Consider the following 26,160-nt stretch of genomic DNA (forward strand, 5'->3'; position numbering starts at 1 on the left):
ACGTTATTCGGACATTCCGTCGCGAACGGCTACGCTTTATTTTCCAAAGGTTTCCGAACTGTAGACCCGCGCAGGGCCCGGGTCGCGCGGCCGCGCCGCGCCTCGGGGATGGCCGCCTGGAAGACCGCGCGAAAAACGTCGCGCTTTTCGTGGATGGACGCCAGGACCAGCCCCATGGGCACGCCGATGTCGACCAGGGTGTTCTCCGCCAGTTGCAGGCTGGCCTCGGTGGTTTCGGGCACGGCGTCGGTGACGCCCAGACCATAGAGGCGGGCCGCGTGGCGGTCGTCGCGGGCGCGGGCGATCACGGTCATGTCGTCGCGCAGGGCCCGGGCGGCGATGACCACCTCATCCACCTTGGAGGGGGCGTCCATGGTCACCACCAGGGCGCGGGCGCTGTCGATGCCGCAGGCGGTCAGCATCTCGGCCCGTCCGGCGTCGCCGTAATAGATGTCGAAGCCCTGGCGACGGGCCTCGGTCACCGTCGCCGGATCGGCGTCGACGGCGATGAAGGGCGCCTTGTGCTCGGCCAGAAGCTCGCCGACCAGCCGCCCGACCCGGCCGAAGCCGACGATCAGCACCACGCCCTCGCGCACCACCGGGTTCAGGGCCTCGGGCGGCACGGCCGGCGTCTCGACGTCGCGCGGCTCAAGACGGGGCGCCAGCGCCTGGCCCAGCCAGGCCATCAGGGGCACGGTGAACATCGACAGGGTCGCCGAGACCAGTACGGCCTGGGTGAAGGCGGGCGAGGCCAGACCCTCGCCCATGGCGGTGTTCAGGACGACGAAGGCGAACTCTCCGGCCGGCCCCAGGACCAGGGCGGTTTCGATCGCCGTGCGGGGGCCCAGTTTCCAGAGACGGGCAAGGCCGTAGATGACCCCGGCCTTGATGGCCGTGAGGGCGATCGCGAGACTGAAGACGAAGATCGGGTCGGCGGCGAGGACGTTCAGATCCAGGCCGATGCCGACCCCGACGAAGAAGACCCCGAGCAACAGACCCTTGAACGGCTCGATATTGACCTCGACCTCGCGCCGGTACTCGGTCTCGGCGATCAGCAGGCCGGCGATCAGGGCGCCGATGCTCATCGACAGACCGGCCGCCTGGGCCGCGACCCCGGTCCCGACCACGACCAGAAGGCACAGGGCGACAAACAGCTCCTGACCGCCGTGGGTGCGCTTGCGGCTGCGCGCCACGGACCGGAACAGGGGTCGGAGCACCACCCGGCCCAGCACCACGATCAGGGCCAGACCCAGGGCGGCGGGCGCCAGGGTAAAGAGAGTGCGGCCGATCTGGTCGGGCTGAAGGAAGCCGCCCGGATGGGCGGCGGCCGCCAGGAAGGAGACGGTGATCAGGATCGGCGCCACGGCCAGGTCCTGGGCCAGAAGGACGGCGAAGGTCGCCTTGCCCGTCGCTCCCTTGAGCCGCCCGCTCTCGGCCATGACCGGCATGACCACCGCCGTTGAGGACAGGGCCAGACCCATGCCGAGGACGGCGGCCGCGGCCAGCGACTGGCCCAGCAGCAGGAAGCCGCCCCCCAGAACCGCCGCGCAGACCAGAACCTGAAGCAGGCCGAAGCCGAAGACGAGGCGGCGCATCGAGCGCAGCCGCTCCCACGACAGCTCCAACCCGATCATGAAGAGAAGGAAGGCGACGCCGAGCTCGCTGAGCTGGGCGATCTGGGCCGGGTCGCTGATGGTGAACCAGGACAGCCAGGGCAGGGTATCGGTCAGCTGACCGAGGCCATGCGGCCCCAGAACGACGCCTGCGGCGAGGAAGCCCAGCACCGGGCTGATCCTCAGACGGCTGAACAGGGGCACCACCACGCCCGCCGCCGCCAGGAAGACGACCAGATCCTTGTATTCGCCGCCGCCGCCGTGTCCGCCCGCCATTCGCCCCCCAATTCGCTATGGGGACAATCTTGTCTCAACGGGGCTCCGGCGCCATCCCGTCGCGGAGATTCATGAATCTTTTTTAAGGCGACACCCCCCCTGTCCGGCGTAGGTTCGCCGCCGAACCGCCATATTGGCTTCGGCCGCAGATGGCCTCATCCGCCGCCTCATTCGACGAAAATCGCCGACCTTTCAGGACTGTTTTCCTACATGAAGAAGCTTCTCCTCGGCGCCGCCCTCGGCGCCCTGCTCGTGCCCGCCGCCTCCTTCGCCCAGACCGCCGACACCGGCCTGTTCAGCGCCCAGTCCGACGCGCATGAGTGCATCGACGACGGCTGCACCATGGTCGCCCTGTTCCAGTCGGGCCCGACCGGCTCGGGCTATCAGGGCACGGTCGCGCCCAAGTACGGGACCTGGGGCTTCGACCTCGCCGGTCGCGACACCACGGTGAACCCGGGTGACAACTTCATGGAATACGCCAACGGGACCGCGCTGAAGTCGCTGGTCATCCCGTCGGACCGCACCTCCTACGGCTCCTTCGCCCTGCTGCGCGAACTGTCGGACAACCGCATGAAGGAACTGGTCCTGGGTCTGGCGGCCCGCACCGACCTGACGCCGGGCACCGACGAGGCCAAGATCGCCGACGCCTACCGCTCCTATATCGACGAGGCCCGCATCGAGCAGCTCGACGCCCAGCCGCTGCAGCCCTATCTGGCCGCCATCCGCGCCGCCGACACCCGTGAGAAGATGGCCGTTCTGATGGGCGGGACCCAGGGCCGTCTGGGCACGTCCTTCTTCCGCACCGGCATCACCATCGACGCCAAACAGCCTGACCGCTACGTCGTCTCCGCCGGTCAGGGCGGCCTCGGTCTGCCGAACCGCGACTACTATCTGTCGCCGCTCTACGCCGACAAGAAGGTCAAGTATCAGGCCTATGTCGAGCGCATGCTGACCATGATCGGCTGGGAAAACCCCGCCGAGAACGCGGCCGCCATCGTGGCCCTGGAAACCTCGATCGCCGAAACCCACTGGACCCCGATCGAGAACCGCAACCGCGACAAGACCTATAACGAATACACCATCGCCAAACTGGCCGAAGAGGCGCCGGGCTTCCCCTGGCAGGCCTATTTCGACGCCGCCCAGCTGGGCACGGCCCAACGCCTGATCGTGTCCCAGAACACGGCCATGCCCAAGATCGCGGCCATCTACGCCGAGACCCCGGTCGCCCTGCTGCAGGCGTGGGAAGCCTTCCACACCGCCGATGACGCCGCGCCGCGGCTGTCGCGCCGCTTCGCCGACGCCCAGTGGGAGTTCCGTTCGCGCGACCTGTCGGGCCAGCCCGAGCAGCGCAGCCGCGAAAAGCGCGCCATCTCCTTCGCCGAGGGTTCGCTCGGCGAGGCGACCGGCCGTCTGTATGTCGCCGAATACTTCCCGGCCGAATCCAAGGCCAAGATGGAACAGCTGGTCTCGAACATCCGTTCGGCCCTGTCGCACCGCATCGCCGGCCTGAGCTGGATGGGCGACACGACCAAGGCCGCGGCCCAGGAGAAGCTGTCCAAGATCACCGTCAAGATCGGCTATCCGGACAAATGGCGTGACTACTCCGCCCTGGAAATCCGTCCCGACGACCTGTTCGGCAACGCCGAGCGCGCCGGGATCTTCCAGTGGAACTACCAACTGGCCCGCCTGAACAAGCCGGTCGACAAGACCGAATGGGGCATGACGCCCCAGACGGTGAACGCCTATTACAACTCGTCGAACAACGAGATCGTCTTCCCGGCTGCCATCCTGCAGCCGCCCTTCTTCGATCCGAACGCAGACCCGGCCGTCAACTACGGCGGCATCGGCGGCGTGATCGGTCACGAGATCGGCCACGGCTTCGACGACCAGGGCTCCAAGTCCGACGGCGACGGCGTGCTGCGCGACTGGTGGACCCCGGCCGACAAGGCCAATTTCCAGGCCCTGACCACGCGTCTGGGCGCCCAGTACGACGCCTTCGAACCCATCCCGGGCTATCACGTCCAGGGTGGGCTCACGATGGGCGAGAACATCGGCGACGCCTCGGGCGTGGCCGTGGGTCTGGAGGCCTATCACATCTCCCTGAACGGTCAGGCCGCCCCGGTTCTGGACGGCGTCACCGGCGACCAGCGCTTCTTCTACGGCTGGGCCCAGGTCTGGCAGTCGAAGATGCGCGACGAAGCCGCCAAGCAACAGGTCGCCACCGACCCGCACAGCCCGGCGATGTTCCGCGTCATCGGCCCGCTGCGCAACTCCGACGCCTGGTACGAAGCCTTCAACGTCCAGGCCGGCTCGAAATACTACCTCGCCCCGGCCGACCGGGTTCACATCTGGTAAGGCGAGCGCCCCTCTTCAAAGAGGAAGCCTGAATGAGGAAGGGCCGGAGCGGAGACGCTCCGGCCCTTTTCCTTGATCTCAGCTTTTGCGGAGCGTCACATAGATCGCGCCGTCGCCGCCGTGCCGGCGGTGGGCGGAGGCAAAGCCGGAGACGATCGGGCGCAGGGCCGGCGACTGCAGCCATTCGTGGACCGAGGCGCGGATGACGCCGCCGCCCCTGCGGCCCTGTCCCGTGATCACCAGCACCGACTTCAGTCCCCGGGCCTGACAGCCCATCAGGAAGGCGCGCAGCTGGTCCTCGGCCTCGAAGCGGCCGAAGCCATGCAGGTCGATGCGGTCCTCGATCGGATCCCGCTCGCGCGACAGCCGGCGCTGGCGGCGCGGCTCCAGCTCTTCCGGGGCACCCCGTGGAGCGGGAGAGGCGACGGGACGGGCCGGCGCGAGCCTGGGCGGCGTCTTCGTCAGGACAGGCTTTTTGGCCGGGGTCGTGGCCGTCGACAGGCTGGCGGGCGGATCGGCCGGCAGGGGGCCGCCGGGGGTGACGCGGGCGGCCTTTCGGGCCGTCGGCGGGGTCACCGAGCCCGAGACCCGGGCCCAGATGCGACGGTCCTCGGACGTCAGATCGCCTGAAGCCTTGCCCCCCGAGGTCTTTTTCGGCGGCCCCTTGGCCACGGGTCAGTCGTCGCCGTCGTCGTCGGCGGTCAAATCCTGCGGGCCCGGCTCATGGACCAGAAGATCACCCGGCTGGCAGTTCAGCTCCCGGCACAGGGCGTCGAGGGTGGAAAAGCGGATCGCCCGCGCCTTGCCGGTCTTGAGGATCGACAGATTGGCCAGGGTCACGCCGACGCGGTCGGCGAGCTCGGTCAGCGACATGCGTCGTTCGAGCAGGATGCGGTCGAGCTGGATGCGGATGGCCATGAGAAGGGATGCTCGATCAGATCAGATGGTCAGTTCGGATTCGCGGCGCAGCCGGGCGCCCTCGCGGAACACTTCGGCGAGGACGAAGACGACCAGGACGGAGAAGATGGGGGTCAACAGTTCGCCGAACCCTTGCGGGTCCATGACCCCGGGCACGAGGCGGGCCGCGACCATGCCCTGGGCCACCCAGACGCCGGCGGTGACGGTGGCGAGCGTCAGGCCGATGGCGCGCAGACGGCGCACATTCTCGGGCCGGAAGGGGTCGCCCGCGGTCAGGGTGCGGAAGATGAGGCGCAGGTTTCGCAGGATCAGCAGGAAGCCGCCGACCCAGGCCGACAGGGCGCCGAGACCGAACAGCAGGAGCGGCCGCGTCAGGGGCTGCTGCAGACCGCCGTCATGGTCGGTGACGGTGACGTTGTAGTTGGCGACAGGAATGAAGATGGCGGCGACGAAGGCGATCAGCAGGACGGCGGTGATCAGCATCAGCAGCAGATAGGCCACGTCGAGGGCGACCTTCAGAAGGCTGGCGACCGAGCCGGGACCCAGGGTCCGCCAGGGGGCGCGAAAGCGCGGAAATCGAATGCGGGAGGCGACGCCGTTTGCCGGAAGCCGACCTTTCAGATTGTCGAGGGTCGGAAGGCGCATCGGCCGGGGTCGCTCAGGCCGGGAGGGAGGAGGCGAATGCCGCGCGGGGTCCGGCGAACCCCGTCGCGGTCTTATACATCGCGATCTTCATGGGTCTCGTCAAAGCCTTACAAAAGCGCATCTGCCGTGAACCGGGGGTCTGGATCAGACCCCCTCGGTCAATCCCTGCATCGAGATCGATGCAAGGCGCGGTAGACGGGCTCAGAAAGCCTGGGCGAGGATGGCGACCAGGGCGGTCGGCAGGGCGGCGAGCAGGGCGGCGTTGACCAGCACATTGCCGACCTTGTCCATGAAGAGAGAGGCGTTCATCGTGTTCATCGTGGTTCTCCTGAGTGTGGGACGTTTATTGCCCACTTGGTTATGACCGCTGGGTAAAGATTGTGCGTTTCCGTCAATCTCTGGAACGGTGCGGCCCCCGTTCGTGAGAACATAGATAGGCCTTGCAACGGGCGAGGTCACGTTACATATCGTTTAACGATATTAAACTTTGGCAATGGATTGTAACGCGGTGCGTGAACAGCGATGAAACTCAAGCTTATCAAAGGGATGCGGCTCGTCGCGGCCACTCACAACCCCGGAAAGGTCCCCGAAATCGCGGCCCTGCTGGATGGAAATTACGAGATTGTCACCGCAGGACAGCTGAATCTGCCTGAACCGGACGAGACCGAGACCACTTTTGGCGGCAACGCCATGCTGAAGGCGCGTCATGCGGCCCAGCTCTCTGGCGAGGTTTCCCTGGCCGACGACTCCGGAATGTCCGTTCTGGCGCTGGACGGGGCGCCGGGCATTTTTTCCGCGCGCTGGGCCGGGCCGGGCAAGGATTTCGCCCTGGCCATGAAGAAGGTGGAGGATCGGCTGGAGGAGATCGGATCGACCGACCGCCGCGCCTGGTTCACCTCGGCCCTGGCCGTCGCCTGGCCGGATGGACCGTGCGTCGTGGTCGAGGGCGAGGTCCACGGCCAGCTGACCTTCCCGCCCCGGGGCACGCGCGGCTTCGGCTATGACCCCATCTTCATTCCCGACGGCTTCGACCAGACCTTCGGCGAGATGGAGCCGGCGGCCAAGGACGCCATGAGCCATCGCGCCCGCGCCTTCGCCAAGCTCAAGGCCGCCCTGATTGACTGACCTCGACCCGGGTTCGGATGTCGCCGTCTACGTCCACTGGCCCTATTGCGCCCGCATCTGCCCCTATTGCGATTTCAACGTCGTGCGGGATCGCGGGCGGACGGAGGAGCAGGCCGGGCTGGTCGCGGCGATCCTGAGCGATCTCGAGGCCCAGGCAGAGCTGGTCGGTGAGCGGCGACTGGCCTCAATCTTCCTCGGCGGCGGCACCCCGTCCCTGATGCCGCCCGAAGCCGTGGCGGCGGTGATCGCGGCGATCCACGCCCGCTTCCCGACAGCCCATCCCGTCGAGATCACGCTTGAGGCCAATCCGACCGACGCCGAGGCGGCCCATTTCGCCGCCCTGGCCGACGCCGGGATCAACCGGCTGTCGCTGGGCGTCCAGTCGCTGGACGAGGCGGCCCTGAGGTTCCTCGGGCGCAACCATTCGGCGGGGGAGGCGCGGCGCGCCATCGCCCTGGCCGGCAAGGCTTTCGGCCGGCTTTCGATCGACCTGATCTACGCTCGCCCGGATCAGTCGGTCGCCGACTGGACGGCCGAACTGACCACCGCCGTCGACCTGGGGTTCGAGCACGTCTCGCCCTATCAGCTGACCGTCGAGCCCACGACCGCCTTCGGCCGGGCCTTCGCGCGCGGCGACTGGACCCCGCCCGACGAGGACCTGTCCGCCGCCCTCTATGAGACGACCCAGACCGTCCTCGGGGCCGCCGGTTTCGAGGCCTATGAGGTGTCCAACCACGCGCGCGGCGTGGCGGCCCGGTCGGCGCACAATCTGCATGTCTGGCGCGGCGGCGACTATCTGGGCCTCGGCCCCGGCGCCCACGGGCGGCTGACGCTGGAGGGGCTGCGCACCGCCACCATCGCCCACCGCCGGATCGGGGACTATGTCTCTGGTGTCGCGGAAGGCGCACCCTGGACCGAACGGGAGGCGCTGGACGCCGAAGGCGCCGCCGAGGAGCGAGTCCTGCTCGGTCTTCGCACCGTCGAGGGGGCGGAAGCCTCCGCCTTCGACACGCTCGGCGTCGCGGACCGGGTCGCCAACCTGACCGCCGACGGCTTTCTCGAGACGCGCGCCAGCCGGGTTATCGCCACGCCGAAGGGCCGTCCGGTGCTGGACGGGGTGCTCAAGGCGCTCCTGACCTGAATCCGAAATCTCGCTTCAGGCTCCGGCCTTGACCGCGAAGCTCCAGGCCGCGTCCGAAAGGGGGCCGACCTGGGCCGCCATGCTGCGGGCGTGGGCGCTGGCGGCGGTGCCGTCGCGCACCCGCCCGGCGATGCCCTGACAGATGGCCCCCAGCCGGAACAGATTATAGGCCATCAGCCAGTCGAGATTGGCCGGGATCCCCGCCCCGGTCTTCTCCGCATAGCGGGCGACCGTCTCCTCAATGGTGGGGATGCCCAGCGCCTTGAGGTCGACGCCGTTGATGCCGTTCCTCTGGCTGGCCGGCAGGACCCAGCCGATCAGCATGTAGGAGAAGTCGGCCATGGGATCGCCGAGCGTCGACAGCTCCCAGTCCAGCACGGCCCGGACCTCCGAGGCCTCGGCGGCCATGATCAGATTGTCGAGGCGGAAGTCGCCGTGGACGATCCGTGCCGGTCCCTCGGGCGGCAGGGTCGAGGGCAGATAGTCGATCAGCCGGTCCATGGCCGGGATCGGATCGATCTCCGACGCCCGATACTGTTTGGTCCAGCGCCCGACCTGACGCTCGAAATAGTTGCCCGGCTTGCCATAGTCGCCCAGACCGATGGCGGCGGGGTCGAAGGCGTGCAGGGCCGCCAGGGCGTCAGTCTGGGCCTCATAGATGGCGCGGCGCTCGGCGGGCTCCATCCCCGGCAGCTTCAGGTCCCACAGGACCCGGCCCTCGACCTTGTCCATGACGTAGAACATCGAGCCGATGACGGCGTCGTCGGTGCAAAGGGCCCAGGGTTTCGCGACCGGATAGCCCTGTTTCGACAGGGCCGAGATGACGGTGAACTCCCGGTCCACGGCATGGGCGGAGGGCAGGAGGGTCCCGGGCGGCTTGCGACGCAGGACGTAGGATTTGCCCGGGGTGACGAGCTCATAGGTCGGGTTCGACTGGCCGCCGTTGAACTGGCGCACCGTCAGCGGTCCCTCATAGCCTTCGACATTCGCCGCCAGCCATTCGCCGAGCCTGCCCTCGTCGAGGGCGTAGCGGGGATCGACCTCGCGCGTACCGGAGAAGGTCGCCTGGGCGTCGAGGTTGGTGGCGGCGTCGGTCATGGATCTTCCTCGGTCGGCGTCTTGAAGACGCTCTGTCGTTCAGTTCGCGGCGATGATGGCGGCCTTGACGGCCTTGCGCCAGCCCTTGAGCAGCCTCTCACGCTCGGCCGACTCCATGCGCGGGGTCCAGACGGCGGGCGCCTCGGTGCTGTGGACTTCCAGATCCGTGATCAGGCCGACGCCGAGCGCCGCCAGCTTGGCCGCGCCCAGCGCCGTCATCTCCTGGAATGCCGGCCGTTCGACCGTGACCTCGCAGATGTCGGCGACGAACTGCATGGCGAACGAATTGGCCGTGACCCCGCCGTCGACCTTCAGCGTCGCCAGCCGGGGCGCCCCGTCGTCGGCCAGGGCGTCGAGCAGGTCGCGCGTCTGATAGGCCAAGGCCTCCAGCCCCGCCCGGATGAAGTGGGCCGGTTTGGAATCCCGGGTCAGGCCGATGACGGCGCCGCGCGCATCCGGCTCCCACCAGGGCGCGCCGAGGCCCGTAAAGCCGGGGACCAGATAGACCCCGCCGTTGTCCTTCAGGCCTTGCGCCATGGCCTCGGAGTGACGCGACTCTGAGATCATCCCGACCCCGTCCCTGAGCCACTGGATCGCCGATCCAGCGGAGAAGATGGAGCCTTCGAGGGCGTATGCGGCGGTGTCCCCGACCAGATAGCCGAGAGTGCCGAGCAGGCGGCGGGTCGAGGCGACCGGCTGATCCCCGACATTGGCGACGAGGAAGGCGCCGGTGCCGTAGGTGATCTTGGCGTCGCCGGGGTTCAGGGCGCCGTGGCCCACCAGGGCCGCCTGCTGGTCCCCCGCCGATCCGGCGATGGGCAGGGCGCGGCCGAACAGGCTGGGGTCGCTTTCGCCACTGATCTCGGCGCAGCCGGCGATGCGGGGCAGGACGACCTTCGGCACATTGAAAAGCTCGCACAGGTCATCGCGCCATTCCCGGGTCCGGAGATCCATCAGGGAGGTGCGGCTGGCGTTGGTGGCGTCGGTGACGTGGCTGGCTCCGTTCGTCAGCTTCCACACCAGCCAGGCGTCGATGGTGCCGAGCTTCACCTCGCCCTTTTCCGCCCGATCGCGTGCGCCCGGGACCTTGTCGAGCAGCCAGGCGAACTTTGTGGCCGAAAAGTAGGGATCGAGGATCAGGCCGGTCGCCGCCTGCACCTCGGCCTCATGGCCCTCGGCGGCGAGGCGGGCGGAGACGTCGGCGGTGCGCCGGTCCTGCCAGACGATGGCCCTGTGCAGGGGCTCGCCCGTCGCGGCGTCCCAGATCACGGAGGTTTCGCGCTGGTTGGTGATGCCGATGGCAGCGAAGCGCGACACGCCGCCGGCCTTGCGGATCACCTCGCGGCAGGTCTGCAGCGTGGCGGTCCAGATCTCGGCGGCGTCATGCTCGACCCAGCCGGAATGGGGGAAATGCTGGGCCAGCTCGATCTGGCTGATGGCCACGGCCCTGAGCGACTGATCCTCCCCGACCTCGAAGGCGATGGCCCGGCTGGACGTCGTGCCCTGGTCGATGGCGAGTATCAGATTGGACAAGGCCGTCTCCCGGGCTGGCGTCGCAGAAAGTCGAGGCAGGAACTCTTGAACTGGCCCTTACCCAGGACTTCGGCTTTGGTTTAAGCAGCGGGCATGACCTTGCACACCCCTTCGTTCGATGGCGTCCGCGACGCCGCCCGTCAGATCGCCGGCGTCGCCGTGCGCACCCCCCTGATCGAGAGCCCGGCCTTGAACGAACGTCTGGGCGGACGGGTGCTGATGAAGGCCGAGACCCTGCAGCGGGCCGGGGCCTTCAAGTTTCGCGGCGCCTATAACCGCATCAGCCGGCTGACGGACGAGGAAAAGGCGCGGGGCGTCGTGGCCTATTCCTCGGGCAACCACGCCCAGGCCGTCGCCGCCGCCGCGAAGATGGTCGGAACCTCGGCCATCATCGTCATGCCCGCCGACAGTCCCAGGGTGAAGGTCGAGGGCGTCATCGGCTTCGGCGGCGAGGTGCGGATGTACGACCGCTACACCGAGAGCCGCGAGGCCATCGGCGAGGAGATCGCGGCCTCGAAGGGCTCCATTCTCGTTCGCCCCTTCGACGACCCGTTCATCATCGAGGGTCAGGGCACGGCCGGGCTGGAGATCGTCGAACAGGCCGCCGAGCTGGGCGCCGGCGCTCTGGATCAACTGTTGTGCGGGACCTCCGGCGGCGGGCTGATGGCCGGAATCAACCTGTCGATGGCGGCCCTGTCGCCCGCGACCCCCTGCTGGGGCGTCGAGCCCGCCGACTACAACGACACCCAGATTTCGCTGGCGAAGGGCGAGCGTCTGACCCACGCCCCGGCCAGGGGCACCATCTGCGACGCCCTGATGACCGACCGGCCGGGCGAGCTGACCTTCCCCATCAACCGTCGACTGGCGGGGATCCTGACCGTGACCGACGCCGAGGTCGCCGAGGCCGTGCGCTACGCCTTCCGCACCCTGAAGCTGGTGGTCGAACCGGGCGGGGCGGTGTCGCTCGCGGCCCTGCTGACCGGCAAGGTTTCCGCGGCGGACAAGACCACGGCCATCGTCCTGTCGGGCGGCAATGTCGATCCGGCCCTGTTCTCGGCCATCATCGAGGATCGCTTCGACGATCGCTTCGGGGGATGAAAACGGGCTGGCCTCACCTTGGGGAAGGCGGATAGCTTCGCCCCAAACAAGGGAGCGAACCAATGACCAAGGCCACGGAACTCGAGGGACTGATCGGTACGGAGGTCGGGGTCTCGAAATGGATCGAGATCGACCAGAAGCGCATCGACGCCTTCGCCGACTGCACCGAGGACTGGCAGTTCATCCACATCGACCCCGAGGCGGCCAAACAGACCCCGTTCGGCGGCACCATCGCCCACGGCTTCCTGACGGTGAGCCTGCTGTCGGCCATGAGCTATGACGGGGTGCCGCGTCTCGAAGGCGTGGTCATGGGCGTCAACTACGGCTTCGACAAACTGCGCTTCATCAACCCCGTGCCCTCGGGCTCGAAGGTGCGCGGCCGCTTCAAACTGCTCTCGGCCGAGAACAAGGGCTCGGACGGCGGCGTCACCCGCTGGCTGATCAAGCATGAGGTCACCGTCGAGATCGAGGGCGTCGCCAAGCCCGCCCTGATCGCCGAGTGGCTGGGCATGCAGATGGTGACGGACTGATCTTCTGACGCCTTGAACGGGTCGGCTACCGCCGATCCGGGGAAGCGGGTGGACGCCGACGCGGCTTGTGTCCGATAAGGGGCGTTCGGAGAGATCTGTACGGTAACGGCCTTGCACCACCACGGCGGCGTCTTCCTCCTCCTGGCCTATGCCGTCGCGGTTCTGGCGGGCTGGACGGCGCTCGACCTGTTCCAGCGCATTCGGGGCCGCGAGGGCCGCGACCAGACGCCCTGGCTGGCGGCGGCCGCCGTGGCCATGGGCGGCGGCATCTGGGCGATGCATTTCATCGCCATGCTGGGTTTCGATCCCGGCGCCCCGGTCCGCTACGACCCCGGCCTGACGGTCCTGTCCTTCCTGCTGGCCGTGGCCGGCGTGGCCGGCGCCTTCTTCACCGCCTCGCGTGACAGGCTGGGCGCGGGCCGAATTCCCTTCGCCGGGGCGGCCATGGGGACGGCTATCGCCCTGATGCACTATGTCGGGATGGCGGCCATGCGCACCGCCGCCACCGTCGGCTGGCGGCCGGAGCTGGTCGTCTTCTCCATCGCCATCGCCATCGGCGCCTCCATCACCGCCCTGTGGGCCGCACGCCGCGAGACCTCGATCGGCTGGCGCGCCGCCGCCGCCGCCATTCTCGGACTGGCCGTCGTCGGGATGCACTACACCGGCATGGCGGCCCTGGATTTGAGGCCCGTCGCGGGGATGATGGACGATGGCGGCGCTCCGCCCCTGGCCATCGCCGTCAGCGTGGCGGCCGTCACCGCAGTCATCCTGTTCATCGCCCTTGCCGCCTCCATGGCCGACGATCGGGCCCGACTGGTCTCGGTCCTGGCCGCCGCCGACGTCGGATACTGGGAGCTCAATCTCAAGGACCGGACCTTCACCCTCTCGGCCCGGGCGCGCGAACTCGTCGGCCTGTCCGTCGACGCTCCGACCGGCGACATCGACAACCCCGTCTGGATGCAGGACGACCACCTCGCCGCCCGCGCCGAGGCGCTGGAGAAGGCGATGAGGGGCGAGGCCGACTATGACGTCGAGTATCCGGTCGGAAACACCGGCCGCTGGGTCCAGTCCAAGGGCAGTCTGGTCCGTTCGCGCTCGGGCCGGCCGTTGAAGCTGGCGGGGGTGGTGTCCGACATCACCGACCGCAGGCGCGCCTTTGAGGCTCTGGAGACCAGCGAGCGGCGTCAGAAGCTGCTGATCAACGAGCTCAATCATCGGGTGAAGAACACCCTGGCCACCATCCAGTCGATCGCCATGCTGACCGCGCGGCGCACGGGGTCGGTGCCCGAGTTCTCGGCCCTGTTCGAGGCGCGGCTGATGGCCCTGTCGGAGACCCACAACCTGCTGACCGCCACCGGCTGGGAGCAGGCCATGCTGCGCGACATGCTGGGTCGGGAGATGCGGCCCTATTCGCCCGAGCAGTTCGCGCTCGACGGCCCCGACGTCCTGTTCGCCCCGCCCCAGGCCCTGGCCATGGGGATGATCATCCACGAACTGGCCACCAACGCCGCCAAACACGGCGCCCTCAGCCGTCAGGGCGGTCGGGTCTCGGTACGCTGGACCGCGCCGGACGCGGCGGGCCGTGTCGCGCTGGACTGGATCGAGACGGGCGGGCCGACCGTGCCCAAGCCCGAACGCACCGGCTTCGGCTCGCGCCTGATCGCCACCAGCCTGAAGGGCGACCTCGGCGGCGCCGCCGAGCTGGATTACGCCCCCGACGGCTTCCGCGCCCGCCTGACCTTCAGGCCGGCGCCGGAGCGGGCGACCGCAGGCGCGGCCTGAGACCTACTCGCCCAGGCACCTCAGGGCGACCTCGAGGTTGCGCAGGCCGTCCTCGCCGGTGACGGCAGGGGTCTCGCCGGTGCGGATGGCGTGGGCGAAGGCTTCCAGCTCCTTCTTGAGCGGCTCGTTGGGCCAGCTCATCACCCCGCGCGTGGAGTAGGAGCCGTCCGGCTGCTGGCCGAAGTATTCGGTCACCTGACGCGTCATCAGGTCGGCGACGACGAACTTGTTATGGGTCGCGACCTGCAGGGTGCGGGTCTTGTAGGGCGTCACCCAGTTGGTGGTGATGTGGGCGATCACACCGTTGTCGAGGCGGAACTGCAGCAGCGCCGTATCCTCGCGGTCGGCACGGGTGCGGGCCAGCTGCGGCTGGACCTCGGCGATCTCCGAGCCGGTCAGGTGGCGGATGATGTCGATGTCGTGCACCGCCAGATCGATGACCACTCCGACCTCGCCCATGCGCGGCGGGAAGGGGCCGACGCGGGTGATCTGGATGGAGATGACTTCCTCGCCGGCGATGGCGCGCTTGACCGCCTCGACCGCCGGGTTGAAGCGCTCGACCTGACCGACCATCAGGACGCGGTCGTTGGCCCTGGCGGCGTCGATCATCCGCTGGGCGTCGGCGACGGTGGCGGCGATCGGCTTTTCGACCAGGACATGGACGCCGGCTTCCAGCAGGGCGACGCCCAGTTCGGCGTGGTGGCGGTTCGGGGTGGCGACCACGGCGGCCTCCAGACCGGCCGCGACGAAGTCGGCGGCGGTGGTCAAGGGCTGGGCGTTGAAGGCGGTCGCGACGTTTCCGGCGGTGGCGCTGTCGGGATCGAAGACCACGGCGAGGTCGAACTCGCGCATCTCGGACATGACGCGGGCGTGGTTGCGGCCCATGACGCCGACGCCGGCGACGCCGGCGCGCAGGGGGGTGTGCAGCTGTGAGGGGTTCATGGCTCAGCCCTTGAAGGAGGCGACGGCGGCGATGACCTTGTCCTGGGTCGCCTCGTCCAGATCCGAGTGCATCGGCAGGCTGATGACGATCTCCATCAGACGCTCGGTGACCGGCAGGCCCTGCGGACCGCGCGGATACATCTCATAGGCCGGCTGCAGGTGCAGGGGGATCGGATAATAGACCGCCGTCGGCACGCCCTGTTCCTTCAGATGGGCGGCCAGCGCGTCGCGGTTCGGATGCTCGATCGTGTATTGCGCCCAGTTCGAAACATTGCCCTCGGGGACTTCCGGCACAGCCGAGACGTGGGCGGCGAGGCCCTCGTTGTAGCGTTTGGCGATGCGGTTGCGCCATTCGATCTCCTCGCCGAAGACCTTCAGCTTCTCGATCAGGACGGCGGCCTGGATGGTGTCCAGACGGCTGTTCAGGCCGATACGCATGTTCAGATATTTGGGGTCGTGGTCGAAGGTGCGGTCCTTCAGGTCCACCGCCACGGCCTTGCCGTGCACCCGGATGGAATCCATCAGCTGGGCCAGTTCATCGTCGTCGGTCAGCACCGCCCCACCGTCGCCGTAGCAGCCCAGCGGCTTGGCCGGGAAGAAGCTGGTGGTGGTGACGTCGGCCCATTTCAGCGGGTGGTCGCCGTCGATGGTGCAGCCGAAGCCTTGCGCCGAATCCGAGATCAGCTTCAGCCCATGCGTATCGCAGACGGCTTTGATGGCGGCATAGTCGGCGGGCTGGCCGAAAAGGTCGACGGCGATGACGACCCTGGGCGTCAGGCGGCCCTCGGCGATCGTGGCCTCGACGGCGGCGGCCAGATGGCCCGCGTCCATGTTGTAGGTCTTCTCATCGACGTCGATGAAGACCGGCTCGGCGTCGAACCACGGCACCACCTCGGCGGTGGCGGCGAAGGTGAAGGACGGCACGAAGACGGCGTCGCCGCGGCCCACGCCCCAGGCCATCAGCGGCAGGGCCAGGGCGTCGGTGCCGTTGGCGCAGCCGAGGGCGTGTTTGGCCTTGCCGAAGGCCGCGAGGTCGGCCTCGAACTGACGCACCTGCGGACCCATGACCCAGGCGCCGCCGACGACGGCCTCCTGAACGGCGGCCTCGATCTTGCCGCCGAGGCGAAGGCGCTGGGCCTGAAGGTCGATGAAGGGGATCATGGGGTTATCGTTTCATCTCTTGTCCGGGCCGCCCGCTTCGGGTCGGCGCCGGAGCGACGCTGACAAGCGTCCGCCCGGGAAAAGCCTCCGCAAATCGGTCGGAAGCGACGATGGTGGGGCGGTCTAGCAAATGACGGTTCCTGACGCCAAACACGACAGGGTCACTTCGCGTTGCGACTTGCAACGTTGGGCGATAGACCCGGCAGGGCATGACCCCAGAAACCGCTCCCTCGAATCCGACCGGCGTCCCGGCCGTCTTCCTCGACCGCGACGGCGTGATCAACGTCGACGTCGGCTATCCGCACCGCGAACAGGACCTGGAGTTCATCCCCGGCGCGGCCGAGGCGATCCAGCTGCTCAACCGGCAGGGCTATCTGGTGGTGATCGTCACCAACCAGTCGGGCGTCGCCCGGGGCCTGTTCGACGAGGCCCAGATGAACGCCTTCAACGCCCTGATCGTGCGGCGGCTGGGGGCCAAGGGCGCCCTGATCGGCGCCGTCTACGCCTGCCCCTGGCATCACGAGGCGCGCGACCCGGCCTGGTTCCACGAGGACCATCCCGACCGCAAGCCCAATCCCGGCATGCTGCTGCGCGCCATCGCCGACCACAATATCGACCCGGCCAAATCCTTCATGATCGGCGACCGCGACTCGGACATGGAGGCCGCCCGCCGCGCCGGGGTGAAGGGCTTCCTGTTCCACGGCCCCGACCTCGGCGACTTCGTGCACGACATTCTGGGGCTTTGAGCGCGCTCGCGCGTTAAGCGTCTCAGCGGCCACAGGCTTCGCCTTTTCGGGGAACCGATCCCCGGGCCGGCATCGCAATTCCCGGGGCGTTGAATTAGCCTTCGGGTGATCGGGGGCGTTCAGGAACAAAGACATGGTCGCGCCAAACACCGGATTCGCCGAGCGTCGCTGGACCTCGCCCGACGGCCTCAGCCTGTTCGCCCGCGACTATGCGCCGGGCGCCGGACCGGCGAAGCCGCCGCTGATCGCCATCCACGGCCTGACCCGCAACAGCGCCGATTTCGAGGGCATCGCCCCCCTGATCGCCCAGAGCGGACGCCGGGTCCTGGCGCTGGACGTGCGTGGCCGGGGCCGCTCGGACCGGGCGCCGGATCCGATGACCTATACGCCCGACGTCTACGCCCGCGACGTCATCGCCCTGATGGAACAGGCCGGCATCGAGCGCGCCGTCTTCATGGGCACCTCCATGGGCGGGCTGATCACCATGGCCCTGACCGCGATGCGGCCGAAGGCCGTCGTCGCCGCCATCCTCAACGACATCGGTCCCGAGGTGGCGCCCGAGGGTCTGGCCCGGATCGCCGCCTATTCCGGCCAGCCGGTCGAGACCCCGACCTGGGCCGCCGCCGCCGACTATGCGAAGCGGATCAATGCGGTCGCCTTCCCCCACTATACGGACGCCGACTGGTCGGCCTTCGCCCGCCGCATCTTCCGCGACGGGACCGAGGGGACGCCGGTGCTGGACTACGACCCCGACATCGCCGTCCCGATCCGGGCGGCGGGGGCCAAGGCCCTGGTCCCGAATCTCTGGCCGTGGTTCCGCAAACTGGCGAAAAACCGCCCAACCCTGCTCGTCCGTGGCGGAAACTCGGACCTTCTGAGCACCGAAATCGCCGCGAAGATGAGGAAGGCGGCGCCCGATATGGACTATGCCGAGGTGCACGGCGTGGGCCACGCCCCAATGCTGGACGAGCCGGAGGCCAAGGCGGCCATCTTCGAGTTCCTCGCCGGGGTCGACTGAGGCAAGGATTACCCGGGGTCAAGTTCGGCCCGGGTTGTCCCCTCGCCAGCGGCGCTCTAGGAACAGTCGGGTTCCGACCCGATACGAAGACGCGCGCGCAAAGGCCCCCATGCCCGACCTGACCGACAAACAGACCTTCTCCGATCAGGACGCGCTGGATTTCCACAAGGTCCCGACGCCCGGCAAGATCTCCATGGCGCCGACCAAGCCGATGGCGACGCAGCGCGACCTGTCGCTGGCCTATTCGCCGGGCGTGGCCATTCCGGTGCTGGCGATCGCCAAGGATGCGGACCTCGCCTACGACTACACCTCCAAGGGCAATCTGGTCGCGGTGATCTCCAACGGCACGGCGATCCTGGGCCTGGGCAACCTCGGTCACATGGCCTCCAAGCCGGTGATGGAGGGCAAGTCGGTCCTGTTCAAACGCTTCGCCGACGTCGACAGCTTCGACGTCGAGGTGAAGACCACCGACCCGGAAGAGTTCATCACCGTCGTCAAGAACATCGGCGACACCTGGGGCGGCATCAATCTGGAGGACATCAAGTCCCCGGAATGCTTCGTGATCGAGTCAGAGCTTCAGGACCTGCTCGACATCCCCGTCTTCCATGACGACCAGCACGGCACGGCCATCATCTCGACCGCCGGCCTGATCAACGCCGCCCACATCGTCGGCAAGAAGCTGGAGGACCTGAAGGTGGTTCTGGCCGGCGCCGGCGCGGCGGGCCTGTCCTCCATCGCCCTGATGAAGGCTGCGGGCGTGCGCGCCGAGAACACCGTGATCGTCGACCGCGACGGCGTCGTCTACAAGGGCCGCCCCACCGGCATGGACCAGTGGAAGGCCGCCCACGCCACCGACACGCCGCACCGCACCCTGGCCGAAGCCATGGTCGGCGCCGACGTCGTCCTGGGCCTGGCCGCCAAGGGCGCGATCACCAAGGAGATGGTGGCCTCCATGGCCCCCAATCCGATCATCTTCGCCATGGCCAACCCCGATCCGGAGATCACGCCCGAGGATGTGCTGTCGGTCCGCACCGACGCCATCATCGCCACGGGCCGCTCGGACTATGTGAACCAGGTCAACAACGTCCTGGCCTTCCCCTATCTGTTCCGGGGCGCGCTGGATGTCCGCGCCCGCCGCGTCAATCACGAGATGAAGGTCGCCTGCGCCCAGGCCATCGCCGCCCTGGCGCGCGAAGACGTGCCGGACGAGGTCGCCGCCGCCTATTCGGGCCGCAAGCTGAAGTTCGGCCCCGACTACATCATCCCGACGCCCTTCGACCCGCGCCTGATCTGGTACATCCCGCCCTTCGTCGCCCAGGCGGCGATGGACACCGGCGTGGCGCGCCAGCCGATCGCCGACATGGAGGCCTATCGCAACTCCCTGCGCGAGCGCGTCGATCCGTCCGCCGCCCTGATGCAGAAGATCTCCTCGGCCGTGCGCGCCGCCCCGAACAAGCGGGTGGTCTTCGCCGAGGGCGAGGAGACCCCGGTCATCCGCGCCGCCTGGGCCTTCAAACAGTCCGAACTGGGCACCCCGGTCCTGCTGGGTCGCGAGGACCTGATCCGCAAGAACGCCATCGAGGCCGGCCTCGACTTCGACGCCCTCGGCATCGAGATCGTCAACGCCCGCGTCAGCCACAAGAACGTCGAATACACCGACTGGCTCTACGCCAAGCTGCAGCGCCGCGGCTATCTGCGTCGCGACGTCCAGCGGATGATCAACCAGGACCGCAACTATTTCGCCGCCGCCATGGTGGCGCTGGGCGACGCCGATGCGGTGGTCTCGGGCACGACCCGGAACTTCAACATGGTGCTGCGCGAGGTGCGCCGGGTCATCGACGTCAAGGACCGGCTGATCGGCCTGTCGATCGTGCTGGCCAAGGGCCGCACCCTGTTCGTCGCCGATACCTCGATCCACGAACTGCCCGACGCCCAGGAGCTGGCCGAGATCGCCGTCCAGGCCGCCTCCGCCGTGCGCAAGCTGGGCCGCACCCCGCGCGTCGCCTTCCTCAGCCACTCGACCTTCGGCGACCCGCCCGGCGAGCGCGGCGAGAAGGTGCGTGAGGCGATCCGCATCCTCGACGGCATGGACGTCGACTTCGAATACGAAGGCGAGATGCCGCCCGAGCTGGCGCTCGATCCGGGCGCGCGCTCGAACTATCCGTTCATGCGCCTGTCGGCCGACGCCAATGTGCTGGTCATGCCCGCGATCCAGTCGGCCTCGATCTCGACGCGTCTGGTCCAGTCGCTGGGCGGCGCGACCGTGATCGGCCCGCTGCTGGTGGGCCTCGAGAAGTCGGTCCAGATCGTCAGCCTCGGCGCCTCGGTCTCCGAGATCATCACCGCCGCCACCTTCGCGGCCTACGAAGGCGGAGCGCCGGAGCTCTAGGCTCCGGCGTCTGATCCTTTACGAGGGTTGGGCCTCGGTCGCGGCTTCGGCCTGCGCCGCCTCTTCGCGCGCCTTGGCCTCGGCCATGACGGCCGGCTGGCGTTTGGCGACGTAGAAGGCCAGCACGATGGCGAAGATCCCGATGGCCGCCGAATAGAGGAAGAAGGTGAAATAGCCGGCGCCCAGACCCTGAACGGTCACGCCGCTCTTCGCCGCGCCCGCGACCAGCGACCCCTCGGGAAGTTTGTTGAACATCGGCTTGAACAGGGCCAGCGGGCCGCCCGCGTCCGCCGCCCGGGCCGAGGCCTCGATGATCTTGCCCGACTGGGAGGCGATGATCTTGCCGGGCAGGGCGTAGAGCGAGCTGAACAGGGCGTACTGGGTCGCGGTGAAGCCGATCGAGGTCAGGCTGGACATGTAAGCGATCAGGGCCGTGCCCGCGTAGCCGGTGGCGATATTGTCCACCCCGATGGCTGTGAACAGGGCGCCGAGGTCATGCCCCTGGGTCGCCAGCCAGCCGAAGACGAGATTCGACACCGGGCTCATGAAGGCGCCGATGACCATGGTGCGGATCAGCCCCAGCTTGGCCACCGACCAGCCGCCGACGAAGACGCCCAGCGACAGCATCACCACCCCGAAGACCTTCCGCACCTCGGCGATCTCGATCTTGGTGAAGCCCAGGTCCTGATAGAAGGGGTTCATCATGTTGAGCACGAAGTCGGCCAGCCGGTAGAGGCAGATCAGGGCCAGGATCGGCAGGGCCAGTTTGGCGAAGCGCACGAAGAAGTCGGCGAGCGGCTGGCCGAACGACCCGGCCAGATAGGCGCCGGGCCGGGTCTTCACCCCCGGGATGGGCCAGCAGGCCACGGCCATCATGACGAAGCCGCCGATCACATAGGCGAACTGGGTCAAAACCCCGACGGCGGTGTTGTCCTCGAGCCCGGCCTTGACCGTTTCCGCCCCCGCGCCCAGCAGGCCGCCGAAGGCCCAGAGCAGGGCGTCGGGCTTGTCCGTCAAACCCGTACCGATGATCAGGGCGGCGATGAAGATCAGGCCCAGTCGCACGACCCATTCCACGACCTGCAGCACGGGCCGCGCCGGGATGTCGCCGACCGGGATCTCGCGGATGGTGTGGGTCTTTTCGCGCGGGGCCAGCAGGACCCCGACCACGCCGATGGCCATCAGGGCCGCCATGACGGCGTAGGAGAAGTTCCAGTTGTAGAGCTCGGCCAGCACCAGGGGCGCGGCGCCCGCGACGATGACGGCGACCCGGTAGCCCAGCTGATAGGCGGCGGCCATGGCGCCCTGACGCGCGTCGTCCGACACCTCGATCCGCCAGGCGTCGATGGCGATATCCTGGGTGGCGCCGAAGAAGCCGACCATCAGGGCGAACAGGGCCACGCCTGCGAGATTGGTCTGGGGGTTCTGTCCGGCCAGCATCCACAGGCCGAGCACGATCATCGCCTGTGTGGCCAGCATCCACGACCGGCGATGGCCCAGCCATTTGGTCAGGAAGGGAATGTTGGTCCGGTCCAGCAACGGGGCCCAGACGAACTTCAGCGCATAGGTCAGGGTGGCGAGGCCGAAGAAGGTGATCAGCTCCAGCGTCACCCCGGAATCGCGCAGCCAGGCGGTCAGGGTGTCGTAGATCAACAGGTTCGGCAGACCGGCCGAGAAGCCCAGCAGCAGCTGGGCCATGACGCGCCGCTCGCAATAGACGGCCAGTCCGCCGAGGCGGCCGGCGGGCTTGGTGGTCACGGCGTCGGTCATGGGAAAACTCCGGGGGCGACGCCCCCCGGCGTCAGACCGCGACCTTGAAGCGGTTGTCGCGGTTCGTCCAGCGGGTGAGCGCCGCGCGCAGGGCGTCGGGCTCCAGCGGCTTGACCAGATGGTCGTCCATCCCGGCCTCCAGACAGGCCTTGCGGTCCTCGGCGAAGGCGTTGGCGGTCAGGGCGACGATGGGGGTGCGATCCCCCGTGGCGCGGATGGCCCGGGTCGCCGCCGGCCCGTCCATGCCCGGCATGCGCATGTCCATGAAGACCATGTCGTAGCGGGCGCGCTTCAGGGCGGCGACGGCCTCGTCTCCCGTGGCGGCGGTTTCGACGACGCAGCCTTCGCGGCGCAGCAGGGTCTTGGCCAGAAGGGCGCCGACCGGATTATCCTCGGCCAGCAGGACGCGGATGCCGGCGAAGCGAACGGGGATGACGCGGTCGTCCTCGGCCGGGGCCTTGCGCGGTGCGGCGTCGTTGGTCGGCTCGGCGGCATGGACGGCGGCCAGCACCCTTTCGGCCAGGGAGGCGCGGCGCAGGGGTTTGATCAGATAGCCCTGGAAGCCCAGCGCCCGATAGCGGGCGATCAGCTCGCGCTCGGAGGGTTTGAGCAGGATCACCCCGCGGCCCGAGGCCGGCAGGGGGACGACGCCGCCCGGTGCGGCGCCGGCATGATCGACGAGGGCGACGCCCGCCGCCTCGCAGACCTCGCCGCCGCTGGCGCGGATCTGGTCCTCGGCCGCACGGCGAACGAAGGGCTCGGGCGAGCAGACCGTGACGGCGATCCCGGTCAGGGGACGTGGACGGGGTTCGGCTCCGGCGATGGCGGCGAAGGGCGCCTCGAAACGGAAGCGGGAACCGCCTCTGGACCCCTCTCCGGCGGGACGATCCATGACGGCGACGGTTCCGCCCATGGCCTCGGCCAGGCGCCGGACCACCGCCAGACCCAGGCCGGCGCCGCCGAAACGGGTGGCGTCCGAGGCGTCGACATGGCCGAACTCCTCGAAGATGCGTTCGCGGGCCTCGGGCGGAACGCCGGGGCCGGTGTCGTCGACGATGAAGGCGAGGACGGGCCGTGTTTCGCTGCCGCCGGTGCGCTCCACGGCGATGCGGACGGCGCCCGCATCGGTGAACTTCACCGCGTTTCCGGCCAGGTTGAACAGGACCTGCCGCAGCCGGCCCTCGTCGGCCATGATATCGGGGGTCCCGTCGGCGACCGACCAGACGATCTCCAGCCCCTTGTCGTGGGCGCGGGGGCTGAGCAGTTCGGCGACGCCGCGCACCAGGGCCTCGACCTCGACCGGCGCGGGATCGAACTCCAGCCGTCCCGCCTCCAGCCGCGCATAATCCAGAAGGTCATTGACCAGACCCAGCAGATGTTCGGCCGAGGACTGCGCCGCCTCGGCATAGGCGCGCTGGGCGCCGTCCAGACGGGTCCGGGTCAGAAGGCCCAGCATGCCGATCACCCCGTTCAGAGGCGTGCGCATCTCATGGCTCATCAGGCGCAGGAACTGGTCGCTGCCGTCCGTGCCGGTGACGGGCAGGGCAGCCGCCTGAGCAGGAACCGGGGCCTTCGGGCAGTCTTGGCTGGTCTTCGCCCTTCGGGCCATGGTCGCGTCCGTGGATCGCCTTCGTGACGATCACCCTGCACCACCAAGGGTTAAGGACGGTTCAAGCGCCGGAGAGGTGGCCGGCGAAGCCGGACGCTCAGTCGACGGCGCAGATTTCGGCCTCAACGGCCTCGGCATAGGGGCGGCCGAAGCATTTCGAAAGCCGACCCAGAGCCCGGGCGTTGATGGCGTTGCGTCCGCCGGGCGCGGCCTTCAGCGTGATCAGGGAAGCGTCCAGAACCTCGCGGCGTTTCGTCAGGAACCCCCAGACGCCCCGGACATAGGTGTTCCAGTCGAACTGGTCTTCCGAAGGCTCGACCGGGGCGATGGAGGCGGCGGCCAGTGGGATGGCCTCGGCCTCGCGTCCGGCGCGGGCGAGGCTCAGGGCCATATGCCAGCGGACCACCACATACTGGCGGTCCGTCAGCACCGGGCCATGGATCAGATAGTCCTGATCCGCCTCCGCCGAAGCCGCGTGGCACCCGGCCATGGACAGGTTCCATGCCGTGGACCGGAGCGTGGACCTGTACTGGTCGAACTGTTCAAAGGTCAGGGCGCGATTGCCCGTGAGGTCGGCCTCGGACAGGGAACAGTCGGGCGTCGGCGTCCCCGCGGGCGGGCTTTCGGCCGGGTTTGCGGCCGTCTGGATGACAAGGGCGGCGAACAGACTGATCATGGGGCCCCCGGTGACGTCCGGCCCAGCTTCCATGACAATCTGCGCGGGTTCAAGACGGCGCCCTCGCGTGCGCTTCGGATCATCGCCGCCTGCTCGCCGTCGTCACCACGCCGGAAGGCCTGTGTGTGCGTCGGAAAGATCCGGATCGTGCCGGGCGCGCTGGCGGTCGAAATCCTCCTGGGCTCCGGATGAGGCGCGGCGATAGATCAGGGCCTCGGCGATATGGCGGCGCAGGACCCCGGTCGAACCCTCCAGATCGGCGATAGTCCGGGCCAGCCGCAGGGTCCGGGTCCAGCCGCGCGCGGTCAGTCCCCCCGCCTCCCCGGCCCGCATCAGCAGGGCCCGCCCCGCCTCGTCGGGCGTGGCGAACCGGTCGAGCACCTCGCCCGAGCAGCGGGCGTTGATCCCCTGATCCCGGGACTGGACCGGGTCGAGGCCCAGCGAAGCCACGCGCTCGGCCTGCAGGGCGCGGGCGACCGCGACGCGGGCGGCCGCTTCCGCGGTCCCTTCCGAGGGCGGCGGCAGGGCCATGTCGGCGGCGGTCACCGGCGGGGTCTCCACCGTCAGGTCGATGCGGTCGAACATCGGGCCGGAGATACGGTTCTGATAGTCGCGCTGACAGCGCGGGGCCTTGCCGCAGGCGCCCTTGCCGAAGCCGCCGACGCCGCAACGGCAGGGGTTCATGGCCGCCACCAGCTGGAACCGGGCCGGATATTTCACATGGTGGTTGGCGCGGGCGACGACGATCTCGCCCGTCTCCAGCGGCTGACGCAGACTGTCGAGCGCCTGGGCCGAATATTCGGGCAGTTCGTCGAGGAAGAGGACGCCGTTGTGGGCCAGGGACGCCTCGCCCGGCCTGGCCCTCAGCCCCCCGCCGGTCAGGGCCGCCATCGAGGCCGAGTGATGCGGCGCGCGAAACGGCCGCTCATGGGTCAGGGCGCCGCGCTCGATCATCCCGGCGACGGACCAGATGCGCGAAGTCTCCAGCAGCTCCTGCGAGGTCAGAGGCGGCAGAAGGCCCGGCATCCGCGCCGCCATCATCGACTTGCCCGAGCCCGGTGGGCCGATGAAGAGCAGATTGTGCCCCCCGGCGGCGGCGACCTCCAGCGCCCGCTTGGCGCTCTCCTGCCCCTTGACCTCGCGCAGGTCCGGAACGCGCGTTCCCGAAACCACCGGCCCCCGTTCGGGCGCGCGCAGCACCTGGGTCCCCTTGCAGTGATTGACCAGTCCGATCAGCGACCGTGGGGCCAGCAGCGCCACATCCCCGGCCCAGGCGGCCTCGGGCCCGTTGGCCTCGGGACAGATCAGTCCCAGTCCCATGGCGTTGGCCGCCATGGCCGCCGACAGACTGCCACCCACCGCCGCGATCCGCCCGTCCAGCCCCAGCTCCCCGATCGCCGCCCAGCCTTCCAGCGCATCGGGCGCGATCACCCCCATTGAGGCCAGCAGGGCCAGGGCGATGGGCAGATCGAAATGACTGCCCTCCTTGGGCAGGTCGGCGGGGGCCAGATTGGCGATGATCCGCCGCGACGGCAAAGCCAGACCGATGCCGGCGAAGGCGCCCCTGACCCGCTCACGGCTTTCGGCCACCGCCTTGTCCGGCAGGCCGACGATGGCGAAGGAGCCCTCGGCGGCCCCGATCTGCTGCACCTGAACGTCGACGCGCCGCGCCTCCACCCCCTCGAACGCCACCGTCGCGATACTGGCCAGCATGGTCGCTCTCCCGCTCCGGAAG

At 68.8% G+C, this 26,160-nt stretch carries 21 protein-coding genes; 9 read left to right on the plus strand and 12 right to left on the minus strand.

The genetic code is table 11. The features are described from left to right. Nucleotides 1-29: 29 nt before the first annotated feature. Complete coding sequence (locus ACW172_RS06970; RefSeq protein WP_492034452.1) at nt 30-1,889, minus strand: cation:proton antiporter domain-containing protein; 1,860 nt, start codon at nt 1,887-1,889, stop codon at nt 30-32. 210 nt (nt 1,890-2,099) lie between these two features. On the opposite strand from ACW172_RS06970, the gene ACW172_RS06975 reads away from it, so the two are divergent. After that, nucleotides 2,100-4,244, plus strand: coding sequence for a M13 family metallopeptidase (locus ACW172_RS06975; RefSeq protein WP_492034453.1), 2,145 nt, complete (start codon nt 2,100-2,102; stop codon nt 4,242-4,244). 78 nt (nt 4,245-4,322) lie between these two features. On the opposite strand, the gene ACW172_RS06980 is transcribed toward ACW172_RS06975, so the two are convergent. The 3 genes from ACW172_RS06980 to ACW172_RS06990 are packed head-to-tail and all read right to left on the minus strand — an operon-like array spanning nt 4,323 to nt 5,807. Continuing rightward, on the minus strand, nt 4,323-4,916 hold the full coding sequence (locus tag ACW172_RS06980; protein WP_492034454.1) for a Smr/MutS family protein: 594 nt from the start codon (nt 4,914-4,916) through the stop codon (nt 4,323-4,325). Nucleotides 4,917-4,919: 3 nt separating this feature from the next. Then, nucleotides 4,920-5,162: a helix-turn-helix domain-containing protein gene (locus ACW172_RS06985; RefSeq protein ID WP_492034455.1), complete on the minus strand. Its 243-nt coding sequence runs from the start codon at nt 5,160-5,162 to the stop codon at nt 4,920-4,922. A gap of 21 nt (nt 5,163-5,183) precedes the next feature. After that, entirely contained in the window at nt 5,184-5,807 is a 624-nt protein-coding gene (locus tag ACW172_RS06990; RefSeq protein ID WP_492034456.1) for a DUF2975 domain-containing protein, read from the minus strand. A 522-nt stretch (nt 5,808-6,329) separates the two neighbouring features. Between ACW172_RS06990 and rdgB the strand changes: the two genes are divergently transcribed. Beyond that, nucleotides 6,330-6,932, plus strand: a complete 603-nt coding sequence (gene rdgB, locus ACW172_RS06995; RefSeq protein ID WP_492034457.1) for an RdgB/HAM1 family non-canonical purine NTP pyrophosphatase — start codon at nt 6,330-6,332, stop codon at nt 6,930-6,932. Beyond that, nucleotides 6,925-8,073, plus strand: coding sequence for a radical SAM family heme chaperone HemW (gene hemW / locus ACW172_RS07000; RefSeq protein ID WP_492034458.1), 1,149 nt, complete (start codon nt 6,925-6,927; stop codon nt 8,071-8,073). Before rdgB ends, hemW begins: the two co-directional genes overlap by 8 nt. Nucleotides 8,074-8,088: 15 nt before the next feature. Here hemW and ACW172_RS07005 read toward each other — a convergent pair whose 3' ends face one another. Beyond that, on the minus strand, nt 8,089-9,171 hold the full coding sequence (locus tag ACW172_RS07005; RefSeq protein WP_492034459.1) for a phosphotransferase family protein: 1,083 nt from the start codon (nt 9,169-9,171) through the stop codon (nt 8,089-8,091). A gap of 39 nt (nt 9,172-9,210) precedes the next feature. Further along, a complete protein-coding gene (glpK, locus tag ACW172_RS07010) occupies nt 9,211-10,704 on the minus strand; it encodes a glycerol kinase GlpK (protein ID WP_492034460.1) in 1,494 nt (497 codons plus the stop codon). Nucleotides 10,705-10,797: 93 nt separating this feature from the next. Between glpK and ACW172_RS07015 the strand changes: the two genes are divergently transcribed. The 3 genes from ACW172_RS07015 to ACW172_RS07025 all read left to right on the plus strand — a co-directional run bounded on the left by ACW172_RS07015 (nt 10,798) and on the right by ACW172_RS07025 (nt 14,114). Then, the gene (locus ACW172_RS07015; protein WP_492034461.1) at nt 10,798-11,802 is read left to right on the plus strand and encodes a threonine ammonia-lyase; all 1,005 of its coding nucleotides are present in this window, start codon (nt 10,798-10,800) and stop codon (nt 11,800-11,802) included. A gap of 62 nt (nt 11,803-11,864) precedes the next feature. Next, nucleotides 11,865-12,332, plus strand: coding sequence for a MaoC family dehydratase (locus ACW172_RS07020; protein ID WP_492034462.1), 468 nt, complete (start codon nt 11,865-11,867; stop codon nt 12,330-12,332). Between the two features lie 111 nt (nt 12,333-12,443). Next, the gene (locus tag ACW172_RS07025; RefSeq protein WP_492034463.1) at nt 12,444-14,114 is read left to right on the plus strand and encodes an MHYT domain-containing protein; all 1,671 of its coding nucleotides are present in this window, start codon (nt 12,444-12,446) and stop codon (nt 14,112-14,114) included. Nucleotides 14,115-14,117: 3 nt separating this feature from the next. Here the strand turns inward: ACW172_RS07025 and ACW172_RS07030 are convergent, their stop codons facing one another. Both ACW172_RS07030 and ACW172_RS07035 read right to left on the minus strand, forming a co-directional pair. Continuing rightward, on the minus strand, nt 14,118-15,056 hold the full coding sequence (locus ACW172_RS07030; protein ID WP_492034464.1) for a Gfo/Idh/MocA family protein: 939 nt from the start codon (nt 15,054-15,056) through the stop codon (nt 14,118-14,120). A gap of 3 nt (nt 15,057-15,059) precedes the next feature. Then, a complete protein-coding gene (locus ACW172_RS07035; RefSeq protein ID WP_492034465.1) occupies nt 15,060-16,217 on the minus strand; it encodes a DegT/DnrJ/EryC1/StrS family aminotransferase in 1,158 nt (385 codons plus the stop codon). A gap of 209 nt (nt 16,218-16,426) precedes the next feature. On the opposite strand from ACW172_RS07035, the gene ACW172_RS07040 reads away from it, so the two are divergent. The 3 genes from ACW172_RS07040 (at nt 16,427) to ACW172_RS07050 (ending at nt 20,370) form a co-directional block, all read left to right on the plus strand. Then, on the plus strand, nt 16,427-16,963 hold the full coding sequence (locus tag ACW172_RS07040; protein ID WP_492034466.1) for a D-glycero-alpha-D-manno-heptose-1,7-bisphosphate 7-phosphatase: 537 nt from the start codon (nt 16,427-16,429) through the stop codon (nt 16,961-16,963). A gap of 133 nt (nt 16,964-17,096) precedes the next feature. Next, complete coding sequence (locus ACW172_RS07045; RefSeq protein WP_492034467.1) at nt 17,097-17,981, plus strand: alpha/beta fold hydrolase; 885 nt, start codon at nt 17,097-17,099, stop codon at nt 17,979-17,981. Nucleotides 17,982-18,090: 109 nt separating this feature from the next. Beyond that, entirely contained in the window at nt 18,091-20,370 is a 2,280-nt protein-coding gene (locus ACW172_RS07050; protein ID WP_492034468.1) for an NADP-dependent malic enzyme, read from the plus strand. Nucleotides 20,371-20,388: 18 nt separating this feature from the next. On the opposite strand, the gene ACW172_RS07055 is transcribed toward ACW172_RS07050, so the two are convergent. From ACW172_RS07055 to ACW172_RS07070, 4 genes are all read right to left on the minus strand, one after another. Next, nucleotides 20,389-22,140 carry an AmpG family muropeptide MFS transporter gene (locus ACW172_RS07055; protein ID WP_492034469.1) on the minus strand — a complete coding sequence of 584 codons (1,752 nt, stop codon included), beginning with the start codon at nt 22,138-22,140 and terminating at the stop codon, nt 20,389-20,391. A 31-nt stretch (nt 22,141-22,171) separates the two neighbouring features. Further along, nucleotides 22,172-23,749 (minus strand): response regulator, encoded by a 1,578-nt coding sequence (locus ACW172_RS07060; RefSeq protein ID WP_492034470.1) that lies wholly within the window; start codon nt 23,747-23,749, stop codon nt 22,172-22,174. A gap of 97 nt (nt 23,750-23,846) precedes the next feature. Continuing rightward, the gene (locus ACW172_RS07065; protein ID WP_492034471.1) at nt 23,847-24,425 is read right to left on the minus strand and encodes a hypothetical protein; all 579 of its coding nucleotides are present in this window, start codon (nt 24,423-24,425) and stop codon (nt 23,847-23,849) included. Nucleotides 24,426-24,527: 102 nt separating this feature from the next. Next, nucleotides 24,528-26,138 carry a YifB family Mg chelatase-like AAA ATPase gene (locus ACW172_RS07070; protein ID WP_492034472.1) on the minus strand — a complete coding sequence of 537 codons (1,611 nt, stop codon included), beginning with the start codon at nt 26,136-26,138 and terminating at the stop codon, nt 24,528-24,530. Nucleotides 26,139-26,160: the final 22 nt, after the last annotated feature.

This window comes from Brevundimonas sp. ALps5, from assembly GCF_058681645.1.

Excerpts from the sequence above, each read along its gene's own strand:
- ACW172_RS06970 (WP_492034452.1), bottom strand. The coding sequence starts at position 1,889 with ATGGCGGGCGGACACGGCGGCGGCGGCGAATACAAGGATCTGGTCGTC.
- ACW172_RS06975 (WP_492034453.1), top strand. The coding sequence starts at position 2,100 with ATGAAGAAGCTTCTCCTCGGCGCCGCCCTCGGCGCCCTGCTCGTGCCC.
- ACW172_RS06985 (WP_492034455.1), bottom strand. The coding sequence starts at position 5,162 with ATGGCCATCCGCATCCAGCTCGACCGCATCCTGCTCGAACGACGCATG.
- ACW172_RS06990 (WP_492034456.1), bottom strand. The coding sequence starts at position 5,807 with ATGCGCCTTCCGACCCTCGACAATCTGAAAGGTCGGCTTCCGGCAAAC.
- rdgB (WP_492034457.1), top strand. The coding sequence starts at position 6,330 with ATGAAACTCAAGCTTATCAAAGGGATGCGGCTCGTCGCGGCCACTCAC.
- ACW172_RS07005 (WP_492034459.1), bottom strand. The coding sequence starts at position 9,171 with ATGACCGACGCCGCCACCAACCTCGACGCCCAGGCGACCTTCTCCGGT.
- ACW172_RS07015 (WP_492034461.1), top strand. The coding sequence starts at position 10,798 with ATGACCTTGCACACCCCTTCGTTCGATGGCGTCCGCGACGCCGCCCGT.
- ACW172_RS07020 (WP_492034462.1), top strand. The coding sequence starts at position 11,865 with ATGACCAAGGCCACGGAACTCGAGGGACTGATCGGTACGGAGGTCGGG.
- ACW172_RS07030 (WP_492034464.1), bottom strand. The coding sequence starts at position 15,056 with ATGAACCCCTCACAGCTGCACACCCCCCTGCGCGCCGGCGTCGCCGGC.
- ACW172_RS07035 (WP_492034465.1), bottom strand. The coding sequence starts at position 16,217 with ATGATCCCCTTCATCGACCTTCAGGCCCAGCGCCTTCGCCTCGGCGGC.
- ACW172_RS07040 (WP_492034466.1), top strand. The coding sequence starts at position 16,427 with ATGACCCCAGAAACCGCTCCCTCGAATCCGACCGGCGTCCCGGCCGTC.
- ACW172_RS07045 (WP_492034467.1), top strand. The coding sequence starts at position 17,097 with ATGGTCGCGCCAAACACCGGATTCGCCGAGCGTCGCTGGACCTCGCCC.
- ACW172_RS07050 (WP_492034468.1), top strand. The coding sequence starts at position 18,091 with ATGCCCGACCTGACCGACAAACAGACCTTCTCCGATCAGGACGCGCTG.
- ACW172_RS07055 (WP_492034469.1), bottom strand. The coding sequence starts at position 22,140 with ATGACCGACGCCGTGACCACCAAGCCCGCCGGCCGCCTCGGCGGACTG.
- ACW172_RS07060 (WP_492034470.1), bottom strand. The coding sequence starts at position 23,749 with ATGGCCCGAAGGGCGAAGACCAGCCAAGACTGCCCGAAGGCCCCGGTT.
- ACW172_RS07065 (WP_492034471.1), bottom strand. The coding sequence starts at position 24,425 with ATGATCAGTCTGTTCGCCGCCCTTGTCATCCAGACGGCCGCAAACCCG.
- ACW172_RS07070 (WP_492034472.1), bottom strand. The coding sequence starts at position 26,138 with ATGCTGGCCAGTATCGCGACGGTGGCGTTCGAGGGGGTGGAGGCGCGG.